Annotated in this window: 15 protein-coding genes; 10 read left to right on the plus strand and 5 right to left on the minus strand. The window is 58.7% G+C overall.

What is annotated here, in order from left to right; all coding sequences use genetic code 11:
• Positions 1-8 precede the first annotated feature (8 nt).
• A complete protein-coding gene (locus DLM_RS00565; protein ID WP_089083140.1) occupies positions 9-503 on the plus strand; it encodes a glutathione peroxidase in 495 nt (164 codons plus the stop codon).
• Between the two features lie 127 nt (positions 504-630).
• Here the strand turns inward: DLM_RS00565 and trmB are convergent, their stop codons facing one another.
• Complete coding sequence (gene trmB, locus DLM_RS00570; protein ID WP_089083139.1) at positions 631-1311, minus strand: tRNA (guanosine(46)-N7)-methyltransferase TrmB; 681 nt, start codon at positions 1309-1311, stop codon at positions 631-633.
• Positions 1312-1347: 36 nt separating this feature from the next.
• On the minus strand, positions 1348-2265 hold the full coding sequence (locus DLM_RS00575) for an NAD(P)-dependent oxidoreductase (RefSeq protein ID WP_089083138.1): 918 nt from the start codon (positions 2263-2265) through the stop codon (positions 1348-1350).
• Between the two features lie 41 nt (positions 2266-2306).
• On the opposite strand from DLM_RS00575, the gene DLM_RS00580 reads away from it, so the two are divergent.
• From DLM_RS00580 to arcC, 6 genes are all read left to right on the plus strand, one after another.
• Positions 2307-3341, plus strand: a complete 1035-nt coding sequence (locus DLM_RS00580) for a CDP-6-deoxy-delta-3,4-glucoseen reductase (protein WP_089083137.1) — start codon at positions 2307-2309, stop codon at positions 3339-3341.
• 251 nt (positions 3342-3592) lie between these two features.
• Positions 3593-3730: a DUF3149 domain-containing protein gene (locus tag DLM_RS00585; protein ID WP_082086308.1), complete on the plus strand. Its 138-nt coding sequence runs from the start codon at positions 3593-3595 to the stop codon at positions 3728-3730.
• Between the two features lie 381 nt (positions 3731-4111).
• Positions 4112-5551 carry an arginine-ornithine antiporter gene (arcD, locus tag DLM_RS00590; protein WP_089083136.1) on the plus strand — a complete coding sequence of 480 codons (1440 nt, stop codon included), beginning with the start codon at positions 4112-4114 and terminating at the stop codon, positions 5549-5551.
• 73 nt (positions 5552-5624) lie between these two features.
• Positions 5625-6860, plus strand: a complete 1236-nt coding sequence (locus DLM_RS00595; RefSeq protein WP_119313179.1) for an arginine deiminase — start codon at positions 5625-5627, stop codon at positions 6858-6860.
• A gap of 91 nt (positions 6861-6951) precedes the next feature.
• On the plus strand, positions 6952-7962 hold the full coding sequence (locus DLM_RS00600) for an ornithine carbamoyltransferase (protein WP_089086456.1): 1011 nt from the start codon (positions 6952-6954) through the stop codon (positions 7960-7962).
• A gap of 376 nt (positions 7963-8338) precedes the next feature.
• The gene (gene arcC / locus DLM_RS00605; protein WP_119313180.1) at positions 8339-9283 is read left to right on the plus strand and encodes a carbamate kinase; all 945 of its coding nucleotides are present in this window, start codon (positions 8339-8341) and stop codon (positions 9281-9283) included.
• A 110-nt stretch (positions 9284-9393) separates the two neighbouring features.
• Here the strand turns inward: arcC and DLM_RS00610 are convergent, their stop codons facing one another.
• Positions 9394-10431 carry a patatin-like phospholipase family protein gene (locus DLM_RS00610; RefSeq protein ID WP_089083910.1) on the minus strand — a complete coding sequence of 346 codons (1038 nt, stop codon included), beginning with the start codon at positions 10429-10431 and terminating at the stop codon, positions 9394-9396.
• 227 nt (positions 10432-10658) lie between these two features.
• On the opposite strand from DLM_RS00610, the gene DLM_RS00615 reads away from it, so the two are divergent.
• Positions 10659-10997: a PadR family transcriptional regulator gene (locus tag DLM_RS00615; protein WP_089083911.1), complete on the plus strand. Its 339-nt coding sequence runs from the start codon at positions 10659-10661 to the stop codon at positions 10995-10997.
• Positions 10994-11824 (plus strand): DUF1700 domain-containing protein, encoded by an 831-nt coding sequence (locus DLM_RS00620; protein WP_167467018.1) that lies wholly within the window; start codon positions 10994-10996, stop codon positions 11822-11824. Before DLM_RS00615 ends, DLM_RS00620 begins: the two co-directional genes overlap by 4 nt.
• A gap of 75 nt (positions 11825-11899) precedes the next feature.
• On the opposite strand, the gene DLM_RS00625 is transcribed toward DLM_RS00620, so the two are convergent.
• Entirely contained in the window at positions 11900-12457 is a 558-nt protein-coding gene (locus DLM_RS00625; protein WP_089083913.1) for an adenine phosphoribosyltransferase, read from the minus strand.
• Between the two features lie 100 nt (positions 12458-12557).
• Positions 12558-13856 (minus strand): NCS2 family permease, encoded by a 1299-nt coding sequence (locus tag DLM_RS00630; RefSeq protein WP_089083914.1) that lies wholly within the window; start codon positions 13854-13856, stop codon positions 12558-12560.
• 167 nt (positions 13857-14023) lie between these two features.
• Here DLM_RS00630 and gmk point away from each other — a divergent pair, with 167 nt between their 5' ends.
• Complete coding sequence (gene gmk / locus DLM_RS00635; RefSeq protein ID WP_089083915.1) at positions 14024-14653, plus strand: guanylate kinase; 630 nt, start codon at positions 14024-14026, stop codon at positions 14651-14653.
• Positions 14654-14683 lie beyond the last annotated feature (30 nt).

A 14683-nucleotide genomic window follows, 5' to 3' on the forward strand; every position in this document is an offset into this window, starting at 1 on the left:
AACCCACCATGACCACGCTTTACGATTTTTCCATGCCCTTGCCTGATGGCAGCTCCATGGCGCTAAGCACCCTGCAAGGCCAGGTGGTACTACTGGTGAATACGGCCAGCGAGTGTGGCTATACCCGGCAGTATGCGGGTTTGCAGGAATTGCATGACAGCCTGTCTGGCCAAGGTTTGCGGGTGCTGGCCTTTCCCTGCAACCAGTTTGGCGGGCAGGAGCCCGGCACGGATGCCCAGATCGCCAGTTTCTGTGCCAGCCGCTTTCAACTGACCCTGCCGTTGTCGGCCAAGGTGGAGGTCAATGGCCCGCAGGCACATCCCTTGTGGCGTTGGCTGACCCAGGCGGATAGCGCGCACCCGCACCCGGTAAAGTGGAATTTCACCAAGTTTCTGCTGGATGGAAAGGGCAGGGTGGTAAAACGCTTCGAGCCGGCAGTGGCACCGCATGAGCTGCTGCCGGACATCGAAGTCTTGCTGGGCAGGCGTGCTGCTGCCGATTGAAAGCGGTCTGGCTTAGAACCGCTAACAAAACCTCGTAGAGAACCCGGACCAAGGCGCGCCGCCGCAGACAGTACATGGTGTACGGCAAGGAGGCGCAACGCTGGAGCGGGGGTTTTGTTTGCGGGGCTTACTTGCGGCGGAAGATGATGTCCCACACCCCGTGGCCCAGCTTGATGCCACGGGCTTCAAACTTGGTCAGCGGGCGGTAGTCCGGGCGCGGCGCATAGCCATCGGCGCTATTGGCCAGATCGTTGTTGGCGCTGAACACTTCCATGATCTGGATGGCGTAGTCTTCCCAGTCGGTAGCGGCGTGCAGATAGCCGCCCGGCTTCAGCTTTTTCACCAGTTTTTCCACCAGCGGGGCCTGAATCAGGCGGCGCTTGTTGTGGCGCTTCTTGTGCCATGGGTCGGGGAAGAAAATGTGTACGCCGTCCAGGCTGCCATCGGCCAGCATATTGTCCAGCACTTCCACCGCATCGTGACGGATGATGCGCAGATTGCTCAGCTCTTTTTCAGCAATCAGCTTGCACAGATTGCCCACCCCCGGAGAGTGTACTTCCACGCCCAGATAATCGATGTCGGGATTGGCCGCGGCAATTTCGGCGGTTGCGCCGCCCATGCCAAAGCCGATTTCCAGTACCTTGGGGGCCTGGCGGCCAAAAGCCTGCTCCAGGTTGATGACGCTGGGCTGATATGCAATGCCCCATTTGGGCATGCCCTCGTCCATTGCGCGTTGCTGAGCTGCAGACAGATGTCCCTGACGCAGCACAAAGCTTCTGATGGCGCGCCCGAATGCCGGATTTTCCATGTGATTCAAACAGATAATTGCAAGAAGACGCGCATGTTACCGAATCTTGCCGGCCTTAGCGAGTGCCACGCTCTGCCAGGCCGGATTTGCCGCCAGTTGTGCGACAAATCCGCGTGCCGTGGGGTAGCGCAGCGTCACGCCCAGCTCTGCCAGGCGCTGGTGGCGAAAGCGGCGAGACTCGGCCATATAAGACCATAAAGCCGGGCTGACGGCGGCCTGCACCTCGGCCCGGCTCAGCCGTGGCGGCAGTGGCAGAGACAGCGCATCAGCCAGCATGGCGTACCAGTCGGTAATGGTGAGCGGTTCCTGATCGCAGGCATTGTACACACGGATGCCGCCACGGTTTTGCTGCAGGCTGGCAATACACAGGCTGGCCAGGTCGTCGGCATGGATATGGTTGCTGAAGCTGTCTTCCTCGGGGCGGATCAAGGGCGTGTTTTGCACAAGACGGGTCAGCGGCAGGCGTTCCAGCGCATAAATTCCCGGCGCACGCAGAATGCTCAGCTGGCTGCCATGGCGGCGGGCAAAGGCACGCAGGGTGTTTTCTGCATCCAGCCGGCGCCAGGCGCGCTCGGTTTGCGGCATGGGCGGCGAACATTCATCCAGCCAGTTGCCGGCGCTATTTCCATACACGCCAGTAGTGCTGATATAGCTAATTCGCTGTGGTATCCTGTCGGCTTTTGCCAGTGCGTACAACAACTTGCGCGTGCGGCTGTCGCGCAGTCCGTGGTTGGGTGGTGGTGCGGTTATCCACAGCTCATCGGCCAAACCAGCCAGCCGTTCCAGGCTGGCGGCATCGTCCAGATTGGCCATGATCGGGATGGCAGCGCCCGCGCGGGCGGTTTCTGCCGCTTGCGCGTGATGTGCCAGAACCAGCACTTTCCAGTGCTGCACGAGTCGGGGCAGGGCCCGCCGGGCGACATCACCCATACCTGCAATCAATAAAGTACGCATAGGCTGCATCTTACCGAGATTTGGAATAATAAAGGTACCCAATGACTTCCCAGGTCAAAGTGCTCCCGAGCGGGCATACGTTCAGTGTTGAAGCGCATGAAACCATTCTGGAAGCGGCTTTGCGCCAGAATGTCGGCCTGCCTTATGGCTGCCGTGACGGTGCCTGTGGCGCCTGCAAGGGCAAGGTAGTAGAGGGTGAGGTTAGCCAGGATGGCTATCAGGAAAAAGCCCTGCCAGAAAGCGAACGCGTTCAGGGCATGACCCTGTTCTGCTGTGCCCGCCCGCAAGGTGATATCACCATTGAAGCCCGTGAAGTGGCCGGTGCTGGTGACATCCAGATCAAGACCCTGCCGTGCCGCGTGGAAAGCATGGTCAAGATGCACGATGTGGCCGTGCTCAAGCTCAAGCTGCCGGTGTCCGAGCGCCTGCAATTCCGCGCCGGTCAGTACATCGATATCCTGATGAAGGATGGCAAGAAACGCAGTTTTTCCATTGCCAACGCCCCGCATGATGATGCCTTCCTGGAGCTGCATATCCGTCATCAGCCCGGTGGCAGTTTTTCCGACTATGTCTTCACCCAGATGAAAGAGCGCGAAATCATGCGCTTCAAAGGCCCGATGGGTTCTTTTTTCCTGCGTGAGGATTCGGACAAGCCCATCATTTTCGTGGCCAGCGGTACCGGCTTTGCGCCGGTCAAGGGCATTATTGAGCACGCCATCCATCACGGCATCCAGCGCCAGATGGTGCTGTACTGGGGCGCACGTACCAAGGCCGACCTGTACATGGCCGAACTGGCCGCCAGCTGGCAGGCTGCGCATGCCAACATCAGCGTGATTCCGGTATTGTCCGAAGCGCTGCCGGAAGATGCATGGCAAGGCCGTACCGGCTTTGTACACCAGGCGGTGCTGGATGACTTTGCCGACCTGTCCGGCTATCAGGTATATGCCTGTGGCGCGCCGGTCATGGTGGAATCCGCCCATCGCAGCTTCATTACCGAGCGCAAGCTGCCGGAAGACGAGTTCTTCTCCGATGCCTTCTTCCTGTCCAAGGATATGGGCGGCAACAAGCAGCCCTGAGCCTCAGATCTGCCGTATTCCAAAGCCCCTGCCATGCAGGGGCTTTTTCTTTGCCGGTATCGGCAGATACCGGCACACCCCTACCCGAAATGAATAATGTGCCAGCATGGTTTTGTTTTTTTGGAACTTTCCATGCGGCGATGCGTGGTGAACGGATTGTTGATTTGCGTCAACATCCACATTTTTTGTAGGGTTATTATGACCATCGACTAATCAATCAAGGCGGCAAACCGCCAGCTAAGGAGTGGGAGATGGAACTGCTGGGTCAACTTCTTTCCGACGATGTCGGTGTTCTGGGTTTGGCAACCATTGTCTTTGCTACCGTGGTGGTATGCGGTGTGATTTTTGTCATCAGTCGCAAGGTGAAAAACGCCGGGCCGAATGACTGATAACGGTTTTATTGTGGTGTAGGTGTAGGTGTAGATTTCCTCTTGATGTGTGTGTTGGTGGATACGGTGGTGGGCCGTATCCATTTTTTTTGCCTGTTTTTATCTGTAACTTTTAATTTAATAATTTGTACTTATTTATTGCTAATAAGCCGTGGCGATAAATTTATAAATTCAATTGGGATATCAGTAGCTTCCCGCCTATAACCCAGCCATCTTCATTTTCTGCCGTTCCATCCTCCCATTTTTCCATTTGATCCTGGTCAAACATCTGCTTGTAGATTCTGGAAGCCTTTTACATCCGCTACTATCATCACATCAACGAATTAGAAATTAATAATATACAGATAGTTTTCAGGTTAATGTATTTCACGGAGAACGAAAATGTCCACTGAAACGGAAGTACAAGGTGGGGGAGCACCCAAACTGAAACTGGGTGCGCTCACCGCACTGGTAGTGGGTTCCATGATTGGCGGCGGCATCTTCTCGCTACCGCAAAACATGGCGGCAGGTGCCGGTGCCGGCGCCATCATCATTGGTTGGGCCATCACCTTTTTGGGCATGCTGACACTGGCATTTGCCTTCCAGATGCTGGCCAACCGCAAGCCGGAAGTAGAAGGCGGTGTATATGGTTATGCCCGCGCTGGTTTCGGTGACTACATGGGCTTCAACTCAGCCTGGGGTTACTGGATTTCGGCCTGGATCGGCAACGTTTCCTACTTTGTGGTGATGTTCTCGGCACTGGGTTTCTGGTTCCACGCTTTTGGCGATGGCAACACGCCGACGGCCATCATCTGCGCATCCATCTTGCTGTGGGGCCTGCATTTCCTGGTACTGCGTGGCGTGCATGGTGCGGCATTCATCAACACCATCACCACCATTGCCAAGCTGGTTCCGCTGGCGCTGTTCATCGTACTGGTGGTGTTTGCCTTCAAGATCGATACCTTCAATCTGGACTTCTGGGGTAATCCGAAGCTGGGCTCCATTGTCGACCAGGTGAAGAGCACCATGCTGGTGACTGTGTGGGTGTTCATCGGTATCGAAGGTGCGTCGATGTTCTCTGGCCGTGCCGAAAAAATGAGTGATGTGGGCAAGGCCACTGTAGTCGGTTTCCTGCTGACCATTGCCCTGCTGGTAGCGGTATCGGTACTGGCGCTGGGTGTGATGACGCAACCCGAACTGGCCGCACTGAAGAACCCTTCCACCGCCTATGTGCTGGAAAAGGCCATTGGCCCCTGGGGTGCCAACATCATGAATGCCGGTCTGGTGATCTCGGTGGGTGGTGCGCTGCTGGCCTGGACGCTGCTGGCTGCTGAAGCGCCTTACCTGGCCGGTAAAGACGGTGTGATGCCGCGCATCTTCGGCACCACCAATGCCAACGGTTCTCCGGCAGCTTCGCTGTGGCTGACCAACGGTCTGATCCAGCTGTTCCTGATCATCACCCTGTTCAGCTCGGCCGGTTACCTGGCACTGCTGTCGCTGGCCACGTCGATGATCCTGATTCCTTACCTGCTGTGTGCCGTGTACTCCTTCATGGTGGCTCAGCGTGGTGAAGGCTACCAGGCTGGTGAAAGCAAGGGCCGTGAACTGAGTATTGCCGGTATTGCCAGTGTGTACGGTGTATGGCTGATCTATGCCGCTGGTTTGAAGTACCTGTTCCTGTCGATGGTGTTGTATGCCCCGGGCCTGCTGTTCTACCTGTGGGCCAAGAAAGAACATGGCGAGAAGCCGTTCAAGGGTGCAGAAGCCGCACTGGCCGCCATCATCGTGGTACTGGGTGTGATTGCAGCCTACGAGCTGATCACCGGCCAGCTCACCCTCTAAGACAACAACAATTCCTGAGGAGCGTCTCAAGGGCGCTCCCCGACTCCCTTACCTCAATTGCAGGAGTTTGATCATGACCAACAAATTTGGTGTTCATTCCGAATGTGGCAAGCTGCGTAGCGTGATGGTGTGCCGTCCGGGCCTGGCCCACAAACGCCTCACCCCCGACAACTGCCACGACCTGCTGTTTGATGACGTGATCTGGGTGGAACGCGCCCAGAAAGACCACGCCTACATGGTTGAGCAGATGCGCGCCCGTGGCATCCATGTGATCGAAGCCCACGACGCACTGGCCCAGGTGCTGGACGACAAGGCCGCCCGCAGCTGGCTGCTGGACCGCAAGGTCAAGGCTGACAACGTCGGTATCGGCATGCTGACCGACCTGCGCAGCTGGCTGGACGAAATGCCGTCCACCCAACTGGCCGAGCACCTGATCGGCGGCATCGCCAAGTTCGAACTGCCGTTCGACCCCAAAGGCCTGTTCGGCGGCTATCTGGACCAGTCCGAATTCGTCATCCCGCCGATTCCCAACAGCCTGTTCCAGCGCGACCCGTCCTGCTGGATCTACGAAGGCGTGACGCTCAACCCGATGTACTGGCCGGCCCGCCGTCAGGAAACCCTGATCCTGCAAGCCATCTACCAGCACCACCCGTACTTCGCCGGCAAGGTGAAGGTATGGTGGGGCGACTGCGACAAGAACCACGGCCCGGCCACGCTGGAAGGCGGCGACGTGATGCCGATCGGCAACGGCGTGGTGCTCATCGGCATGGGCGAACGCACCAGCCCGCAAGCCGTCGTGCAAGTAGCCCGCAATGTGCTGGGCAAGGAAGGCGGCGCCACCCGCGTGATTGCCTGCCAGATGCCCAAATCGCGTGCCGCCATGCACCTGGACACCGTGTTCAGCTTCCTCGATATCGACCTGCTGTCGGTGTTCCCGGACGTGGTCAACGAAATCGTCTGCACCAGCATCTACGCCGGTGACAAGGAAGGCGAAGTCCGCTTCGAACGCCACGACGGCGTGCCGTTTACCGAAGTGGTGCGCCAGGCCCTCGGCCTGAAGGAAGTCCACATCATCCAGACCGCCGGCGATGCCTACCAGCGCGAACGCGAACAATGGGATGACGGCAACAACGTGGTGGCCCTGGACCGCCGCGTGGTGGTGGCCTACGACCGCAACACCTACACCAACAAGCTGATGCGTCAGCACGGGGTGGAAGTGATCGAGATTCCGGCCTCCGAACTGGGCCGTGGCCGTGGCGGTGGTCACTGCATGACCTGCCCGATCATCCGTGACGAAGTGAAGATTTAAACCGCTGCCCCCGCAGCACACCAAGCACATCAATCTCGCCCGGTGGCGACGGCCAAGCCCGCCACCCGGCACCGAAACAAGGAGTGTTACCATGGCCTTCAATCTGCGCAACCGCAACTTCCTCCGCATGCTGGACTTCACCCCGCGCGAAATCCGCTACATGCTCGACCTGGCCCGCGACCTGAAACGCGCCAAGTACACCGGCACCGAACAGCAACACCTGAAGGGCAAGAACATCGCCCTGATCTTTGAAAAAACCTCCACCCGCACCCGCTGTGCGTTCGAAGTAGCCTGCTACGACCAGGGCGCCAACGTCACCTACCTCGGACCGTCCGGCTCGCAGATCGGTATCAAGGAATCGATGAAAGATACCGCCCGCGTGCTGGGTCGCATGTATGACGCCATCGAATACCGCGGCTTCGACCAGGACATGGTGGAAAACGAACTGGCCAAATTCGCCGGCGTCCCGGTGTACAACGGCCTGACCGACGAATGGCACCCCACCCAGATGCTGGCCGACGTGCTGACCATGTGGGAAAACAGCGACAAGCCGATCTCGCAAATCAGCTACACCTACCTGGGCGACGCCCGCAACAATATGGGCAACTCCTTGCTGGTGATTGGCAGCAAGCTGGGCATGGACGTGCGCATCGGCGCCCCGAAACACCTGTGGCCGACCGATGAACTGGTGGCCGAATGCCGTGCCATCGCCGCCAAGACCGGCGCCCGCATCACCCTGACCGAAGACGCCGCCGAAGCCGTCAAGGGCACCGACTTCATCCACACCGACGTGTGGGTATCGATGGGCGAACCGGCCGAAGTGTGGGCCGAACGCATCCGCCTGCTGAAACCTTACCAGGTGAATGCCGCGCTGATGGCTGCTGCACAGAACCCGCAAGTCAAGTTCATGCACTGCCTGCCGGCGTACCACAACAGCGAAACCAAGGTGGGCAAGGAAATTGCCGCGCAATACCCGGACCTGGCCAATGGCATTGAAGTGACCGAAGACGTGTTCGAAAGCGAAGCCTGCATTGCCTTCGAGCAAGCCGAGAACCGCATGCACACCATCAAGGCCATCCTGGTCGCCACGCTGGGCGATTAAGACTGGACAACGTGGCAAAGCCCCGCTGCGTTGTTGCGCCGCCTTGCCGTACGACCTGTACTGTCTGCGGCGGCGCGCCTGGCAGCAGCCGCTGCGCTGACTTTGCCACGTCGCCAGCGTGTAAGGCAAAACGCCGTGCAAGCAGCTGAATCACCTGAAGTTGAAGTCTGACAGCTATACCGTTTCACCCACCACGACGACACCCCCTTGCAGTCGTGGCGGCGGAATCCGCTCCCCCTCACTCAGGCGGATTCCACCCTCCGGCAGGTCATCCCCCGGTGACCTGCCGCCCCATCCGACACACACCGGCCTGCCACAGGCAGACCGGCCACGCCACTGTCCCGCACGCGCGGACAGGGCCAGAAAAGGAAACATCATGCGAGTCGTCGTAGCCCTGGGCGGCAATGCCCTGCAACGTCGTGGCGAAGCCATGACCGCTGACAACCAACGCGCCAACGTCAAGGTGGCCGCCGAACAACTGGCCGCCGTCACCCGGCTGGGCCACAACCTGGTGATGTGCCACGGCAACGGTCCGCAAGTCGGCCTGCTCGGCCTGCAAAACGACGCCTACGCCCGCCACGTCGACGGCAAAGTCACCCCCTATCCGCTGGATGTCCTCGGTGCCCAGACCGAAGGCATGATCGGCTACATGATCGAACAGGAACTGGGCAATGTGCTGCCGTTTGAAGTGCCGCTGGCCACCATCCTCACCCAGACCGAAGTGGACGCCGCCGACCCCGCCTTCCAGAACCCCACCAAGTTCGTCGGCCCGGTGTACAGCAAGGAAGAAGCCGAAGCGCTGGCTGCCAGCCACGGCTGGACGGTGAAAGCCGACGGCGACTACTACCGCCGCGTGGTACCGAGCCCGAAACCGAAACGCATCTTCGAACTGCGCCCCATCAAATGGATGATCGAAAAAGGCGCGGTCGTGATTGCTGCCGGTGGTGGCGGCATCCCCACCATGTACCAGGGCGACAAGCTGGTGGGCGTGGAAGCGGTGATCGACAAAGACCTGGCCTCCGCCCTGCTGGCCCGCGAAGTGGACGCCGACTACTTCGTCATCGCCACCGACGTGAAGAGCGTGTTTGTTGGCTGGGGCACCCCCGAAGCCAAGGCCATCCGCCACGCCCACCCGGACGAAATGGACAAGCTGGGCTTTGCCGCCGGCTCGATGGGCCCGAAAGTGGAAGCCGCCTGCGAATTTGCCCGCTTGACCGGCAAGCGTGCGGTGATTGGCGCGCTGGAAGACATCGAGAAGATCGTCAAGGGCGAAGCCGGTACCATCATCTCCACCGAGAAGAGCGGTATCGAGTGGTACTGAGCGAGGGGCTGAAACACCTGCGGCGGCGTGGCGACGTCGGTTGAAGGGCAGGTGAGATGTAGATGAACAAGGGCTGCCATGGCAGCCCTTGTTGCATGGTAGCGGCAGAATCAGGCCAGGCCCAGTTCCGCGGCATGGTCGCGGCACAATGCCTGTCCGGCGGCATAGCCTGCCTGATACATCTGCGACAGATTGGAGTAGGACCAGTCCAGCTCCTGCTCGCGCTGTTCCGGACGGATGAACTTGTCATAGGCCACACGCAGCAACTTGGTGCGCGGCTTGCCTTCGGCATCCTTGTTATGCAGGGCCTCGAACAGCTTCAGGTCATCGCGGGCAATTTCAGTCAGCGGGGTGATGATGGACTGCACCCAGGCGTCGTACAGGTCGCGCGGCGGATGCAGGATCTCTTCGCTGCCCAATACATCGAACACCACGGTGGTATCGATATAAGGATGATCCTGGAACAGGCGCTTGAAGTTGAGGGTGTCGATGGCGGCACCTTCGATGTAGTAGTCGCCATCCAGCAGATAAGGCGGGTAGATCAGCGGGAAGGACAGCGCTGCCAGGAAGTGCTCATGGGTGATTTGCCGTTTGTCCCAGCATTCCATGCGCTTCCGGCTGAGATTGTAGGCATTCAGGTAAAACTGCGGCTTGATGCTGGCCAGTTTGCTGAAGTCCACCACTTGATCGATAAACGGCACATGGGCGCACAGGCCCTGGCTTTGGGCGTTTAGATCGCTAGGGCAGAGTGTCGCCATCAGCCAGCTGCTCCAGTCGGCAGCCAGACGCTGCAGCGGCCCCTGGTCAGCCTGTGCCTGGATGGCTTGCAGCACCGGGTTGGCCTGTTGCCACTGCCGCCACAGGTCGGCCATCAAGCCCGGTTTGTTGAATACCTTGAAGTTGACCGGAAAGGCAGAGTACAGCGCGTCAGCCACGCCCATGTCGGCCAGTTTTTCCAGTGCTTGCTTGGGGGGCTGGCCTTTGGCTGCCATGTACAGCAGGCCGACTATCGCACCGGCACCCGAGGTGGAGATGATGTCGAATTCCACGCCCGCTTCAATGAATGCCACCAGCGAGCCGGCCATCAGGGTTGCATTGGGTGCGCCGCCGCCAAGGACCAGGGCGAGTGATTTCTTTTTCGTGCTCATGCCTGTTATTCCGGGTTGGGTAATGTGGGGGATTATGCGTTATGAATCGTGAATTTTCTTACTTGAATTAAAGAAAATTCTTAGATGGCGTGGATAGTGTCGGGCTGGGGCAACTACGTGGTTTTACCATGTACCTTGCAATGCATAGTAGTTAGGGATAGTATTCGACCTGACCTTGCATCTGGCACACCTATCTACCGTGTAATGCAAGGTATGGGAGTCTTACCATGAAAACGCAGTTGAAAAAGGGCACGCTGGATATGTGTGTGCTGGCCGCGTTGGCCGCCGGGGATAGCTATGCCTACGAGCTGGTAAGCATTCTGTCGCGCAGCATGGAGGTGAGCGAAGGCACCATGTACCCGCTGATGCGCAGACTGCAGGCCGAAGCATGGGTTTCCACTTATCTGGTGGAGTCGGCCAGCGGGCCTTCGCGCAAGTACTACAGCCTGACGGCAGCAGGGCGGCAACAACTGGTGCTGATGCAGCAGGAATGGCAGGAGTTTGTTGCCGATGTGAACAGTGTGTTGCAACTGGCCGCCGGCCAGACCAAGGGAGAGGCATCATGAACCAGCAAGAATTCATCAGCCAATTACAGGAGGCACTGTCCAGGCTGCCGGCAAGCGAAAGACAGGACATCATCAGCGATTATCAGGAATATTTCCGTGATGGCCTGGCGGCAGGCCGCAGTGAAGCAGATATCGCCGCCGGACTGGGAGACCCGCGCCAGTTGGCACGAGAGCTGACCGCCCGCCATCACATTGCGCGCTGGGAAAGCCGCAAGAGCTTCGGCAATCTGTTTGCCGTGGTGGGGGCCATTGCCGGCATGGGTCTGCTCAACTTCCTGTTGGCAGCGCCCTTCCTGTTTTATCTGTGGATGCTGACCATGGCGGCGCTGGCTTCCACCGGCATCCTGATTGGCGGCCTGGTGTTGTTTGGCACATTTGCATGTAATCAGCTATTCGGCTGGCCGGTCATTCACGAAGCACCCGAGGTGCGGGCCATCTGGTCTGATTTTGCCCAGGGTGGCCCGGAGGGTAATATCCACATTCGCGGCAGCAACGGCGAAAGAGTGGATGTCGTGCGCGAGGCATCGTCCGGACGGGCCAGCATCCATATCCAGTCTAGCGATGGCACGGTCAGCCTGGAGCGCAATGCCAGTGATGCGCTTGGCCGGCTGCATATCAAGGATGACACCGGGCAAGTGGATATCGGTGGCCTGAACTGGGGCTTGAGTGCGCAGGGCATGTTGCTGACCGGCTTGCTGCTGATGGCCTTGGGTGGTGGCGGCTTGTTTCTGTGTTACTTGCTGGCGCGCTGGACCTGGCGTGGCTTGGTGGCCTATGGCCGTTATCAGGTGGGTCTGCTGGCCAAGGCCAGGCGAGTGGACGACTGAGGTGTGGCATCAGTCATTGAAAAACGGACCATTCAGGTCCGTTTTTCATGTCTTGAGGAGGCCGCTGTCGCAGGTTCAGTGGCCTTCGTAGGAGCAGACTGTAAATACATCCAGTCCACTATCGCGCACCAGTTTTCCGCCACCCAGTTCGGGTAATTCGATGATGGCAGCCGCTTCCAGCACGTCTGCGCCCAGCTTTTTCAGCAGATTGTAACCAGCCATCATGGTGCCGCCGGTTGCCACCAGATCGTCGATCAGAATGACCCGGTCGCCCGGTTTGCAAGCATCGGTGTGAATCTCCACCGTGGCGTTGCCGTATTCCAGTTCGTATTCTTCTGCCACCGTGGTGAAAGGCAGCTTGCCTTTCTTGCGGATGGGGACGAAGCCCACATTCAGCTCGTAAGCCAGTACCGAGCCGATGATGAAACCGCGTGCGTCCAGCCCGGCAATCAGATCCACCTGTTCCAGCATGTAGCGATGCACATAGATGTCGATCAGCATGCGGAAGGTTTTCGGGTTCTGCAGCAGCGGTGTGATGTCGCGGAACATCACACCCTGGCTGGGCCAGTTGGGCACGGTGCGGATCCAGCCCTTGAGATAGCTGGAGTAGTCGAGATTGCTGAGATTTTCCATGGCGCTATTGTACTTTCAAATGAAGCGACCGTGTTTGCTGTCGCACAAAGCAAAAAGGCCCACCGCACCAGGCGGCAGGCCCTGATTGACTGGCTGACGATCAGGCAAAGAAGGCCAGTTTGAAGATCCACAGTGCGGCAATCACCACCACGGCGGGCTTCAGGTCGGCAAAGCGACCGGCCAGAATCTTGATCACAGCATAGCTGATGAAGCCAAAAGCGATACCATCGGCAATCGAGAAGGTAAACGGCATGGCCAGTGCAGTCATCACCGCAGGAGCGGATTCAGTCAGGTCATTCCACTCGATTTCAGCCAGGCCGCGCGCCATCAGCACGGCAACGTAGCACAGCGCCGGTGCAGTGGCGTAGGCCGGTACGGTCTTGGCCAGCGGAGATACCCACAAGCAGGCCAGGAACAGGATGGCAACCACCACGGCAGTCAGGCCGGTACGGCCACCGACTGCGGTGCCGGCGGCAGATTCGATATACGCGGTGGTGGAGGATGTACCCATCACGGCACCGGCGGTAATGGCCACGGAGTCGGCCAGCAGGGCGCGCTTCAGGCGCGGCAGCTTGCCATCCTTGTCCAGCAGGCCGGCACGGTGCGATACGCCCACCAGCGTGCCGGTGGTGTCAAACAGGTCGACAAAGAAGAATACGAAAATCACCCCGATCAGACCGGCACTCATCGCGCCGTGCAGATCCATTGCCATATAGGTGGGTGCCATGCTCGGCACCGGAGCGAAGATGCCTTCAAACTTGGACAGGCCAAACAGGATGGACAGCACGGTTACGATCAGGATGCCGATGATGATGGAGCCGGGAACCTTGCGGTATTCCAGTGCCACAATCAGGAAGAAACCCAGGATAGCCAGCAGGGTGGTCGGGTTGTGAATATTGCCCAGCGTCAGGTAGGTCGCCGGATGCGGTGCGATCACGCCTGCGTTCTTCAGCGCGATGATGGCCAGGAACATGCCAACACCGGCAGAGATGGCAAACTTCAGCGAGCGCGGGATGGCATTGACGATGGCTTCACGCACCTTGAACAGGCTGACAGCCAGAAAAACGATGCCGGAAATGAATACCGCACCCAGCGCAGCTTGCCAGGGAATCCCCATACCCTTGACCACGCTGAAGGTGAAGTAAGCATTCAGCCCCATGCCGGGAGCCAGTGCTATCGGATAGTTGGCAACCAGACCCATGATGGCGGTGCCCAGTGCGGCTGCCAGGCAGGTGGCGACGAAGACTGCATTCAAGTCCATGCCGGTGGCAGACAGGATCAGCGGGTTGACCAGCACGATATAAGCCATGGTCAGGAAGGTGGTGAAGCCGGCAATGACTTCGGTCCTCACCGAAGTGCCGTGTTCCCTCAGCTTGAAAAAGCTTTCCAGTAGTTGCATGACAGAGATGCTCCGAGCCTTGTTATGTATTGGATAAGACGCAGGATTTTACTTCGGTGTGAAGACAAATACCTAAATCTTGACATGAAGATACTTTTGCTCTTAACCGGAAAAGCAGTCTGTGGTATTCTGAAAAATTACCCTTTCTTTGGCAGGATGTGCGATTGATGAGCAAGGCCGTCGGGAACATCTACATCGTGGTAGCCCCTTCCGGGGCCGGCAAAACCTCGCTGGTGGCAGCTTTGCTGCAAGCCGAGCCCACGGTCGAGCTATCTGTTTCCTACACCACGCGTGCCGCGCGCACCGGTGAGGAAGACGGCAAGCATTATCATTTCATTGATCACACTGCGTTCCAGTCCATGATTGCGGCCGGCGATTTTCTGGAGTATGCCGAAGTGTATGGCAACTTCTACGGCACCAGTGTGCGCTGGCTGCAAAGCCGGCTGGAGGCAGGACGTGACATCCTGCTGGAAATCGACTGGCAGGGCGCTGAGCAGGTACGCAAGGTATTCCCCGATGCGGTGGGTATTTTTATCCTGCCACCGTCCATCGAGGAGCTGGAACGCCGTCTGCGTGGCCGCGGAACCGACAGTGAGGAAGTCATTCTGCGGCGTCTGGCGTCGGCCCGCTCCGAAATCGACAAAGTTGCCGAATACGATTACATCGTGGTGAATGACGATTTCGAGCGTGCCCGCGTTGATCTGATCAGCATCTTCCGTGCCCGCAGGCTGCGCGCAGAAGTGCAAACCCGCCGTCTGGCACAAGCGCTTGCGCGCATGGGTGTCCAGCGCGGCTAGCACGCATTGGTTGCTGCGGCGAAACTCGAT

This window comes from Aquitalea magnusonii (assembly GCF_002217795.2).
Classification (GTDB): domain Bacteria; phylum Pseudomonadota; class Gammaproteobacteria; order Burkholderiales; family Chromobacteriaceae; genus Aquitalea; species Aquitalea magnusonii_B.